The sequence below is a fragment of the Microcystis sp. BLCC-F209 genome (genome assembly GCF_041928595.1).
Classification (GTDB): Bacteria; Cyanobacteriota; Cyanobacteriia; order Cyanobacteriales; family Microcystaceae; genus Microcystis.
Genome location: NZ_JBHFLL010000089.1, coordinates 1 through 2,125, shown reverse-complemented (window position 1 = coordinate 2,125; position 2,125 = coordinate 1). Strand labels below are relative to the sequence as shown.

At 46.7% G+C, this 2,125-nt stretch carries 1 protein-coding gene; it reads right to left on the bottom strand.

All coding sequences use genetic code 11. The features are described 5' to 3' along the window. The coding region (locus ACE1AQ_RS05725) for a Calx-beta domain-containing protein (RefSeq protein ID WP_374808034.1) at nt 1-2,125 on the bottom strand (2,125 nt) is incomplete at both ends.

Below are 2,125 nucleotides of genomic sequence, written 5' to 3'. Positions count from 1 at the left end.
TGTGGTAATATGAGTGGCACCATTTTTGATGACAGTGGGGTTATTATTGCCAATTTGAGCATAGAGTTTATTAGTCGCGTCTTGGACTAATTTGGTGTTACCGAAAGCTTCGATTGGGGTGACAATGGTAGCGGGGACATTAGTAATTGTCCCGGTAACTGCGTTGGTCGTACCTATTGTATAACCTGTCCCGGCAGCGAGGGTTAAAGCGACGGTTTCGTTGTTTTCTACTGTGGTGTCAGCAGTGGGGTCAACCATTACAGTCGCAATCGCAGAATTGGCCTCGAAGATAACGCTGGTGGGAAGTAAAGTGTAATCGCTTCCGTTGGTTGCTGTCCCACCAATACTGTAGTTGACGGTTAAGGGATTAGTTGTATCTCCTGTACGCATGAAGATGTAGATGAGATTACTTGTCCCATCTTCGGTAACACTACTAGGAGAAACCGCAAGAGTAACACTGGGAAGGGTGACATTGGTAATTGTCCCCGTCACTGGAGTGGTGGTCCCTACTGTATAACCTGTCCCCGCAGCAAGGGTTAAAATGACAGTCTCATCACTTTCTACTATTGTGTCAGCAGTGGGGTCAATTGTGACGGTAGCAGTGGATGAACCAGCAGCGAAGGTGACTGTATTATTAGTCCCTGTACGAGTGTAGTCGGTATTAAGGGTAGCTGTCCCACTAATACTGTAATTGACGGTTAAGGGATTAGTGGTTAATCCACTACGGGTGAAGGTATAAATCAGATTTGTTGTCCCGTCTTCGGTGACGCTTGCGGGGGAAACTGCTAGGGTGACACTGGTATCATCATTGGTAATTGTCCCGGTAACTGCGTTGGTCGTACCTATTGTATAACCTGTCCCCGCAGCGAGGGTTAAAATGACGGTTTCGTTACTTTCTACTATTGTGTCAGGAGTGGGGTCAATTGTGACGGTAGCAGTGGATGAACCAGCAGCGAAGGTGACTGTATTGTTAGTCCCTGTACGAGTGTAGTCGGTATTAAGGGTAGCTGTCCCTCCGAGGGTGTAATTGACGGTTAAGGGATTAGTGGTTACTCCGTTGCGGGTGAAGGTATAAATCAGATTTGTTGTCCCGTCTTCGGTGACGCTTGCGGGGGAAACTGCAAGGGTGACACTGGTATCATCATTGGTAATTGTCCCCGTCACTGGAGTGGTGGTCCCAACTGTATAACCTGTCCCGGCAGCGAGGGTTAAAATGACAGTCTCATCACTTTCTACTATTGTGTCAGCAGTGGGGTCAACTGTGACGGTAGCAGTGGATGAACCAGCAGCAAAGGTGACTGTATTATTAGTCCCGGTACGAGTGTAGTCGGTATTAAGGGTAGCTGTCCCACTAATACTGTAGTTGACGGTTAAGGAATTAGTGGTTAATCCACTACGGGTGAAGGTATAAATCAGATTTGTTGTCCCGTCTTCGGTGACGCTTGCGGGAGAAACCGCAAGAGTAATACTAGGGAAATCATCATTGGTAATTGTCCCGGTAACTGCGGTAGTTGTCCCAACTGTATAACCTGTCCCAGAAGTAAGAGTTAAAGCAACAGTTTCATCATCTTCAACAGTTGTATCAGCAGTGGGGTCAATTGTGACGGTAGCAGTATCTGAACCGGCAGCGAAAGTCACTGTCCCAGTGGTACTGGTGAAAGTTGCTGCACCAGTTTGGCTGTAATCTGTGCTAAATGTCGCTGTCCCCCCGACTGTATAGTTGACGGTTAAAGGATTAGTGGTTACACCGGTACGGGTGAAGGAGTAGGACATATTAGCTGTCCCGTCTTCACTAACACTACTGGGAGAAATAGAAAGAGTAACACTTGTTGCCACAGTGGTAAACTCACTCACATCGATGATTTGCAGTCCTGACGTATCATCAGCTACATAAGCATAGTTACCGACTACTTGTACATCATTAGCATAGCCAGAAGTATCATAATTACCCACAAGAGTGGGGTTTGTCGGGTTGCTGATGTCGATGATTTGCAGTCCTGAACCCCAATCAGCTACATAAGCATAGTTACCGACTACTTGTACATCATTAGCATAGCCAGAAGTATCATAATTACCCACAAGAGTGGGGTTTGTCGGGTTGCTGATGTCGATGATTTGCAGTCCT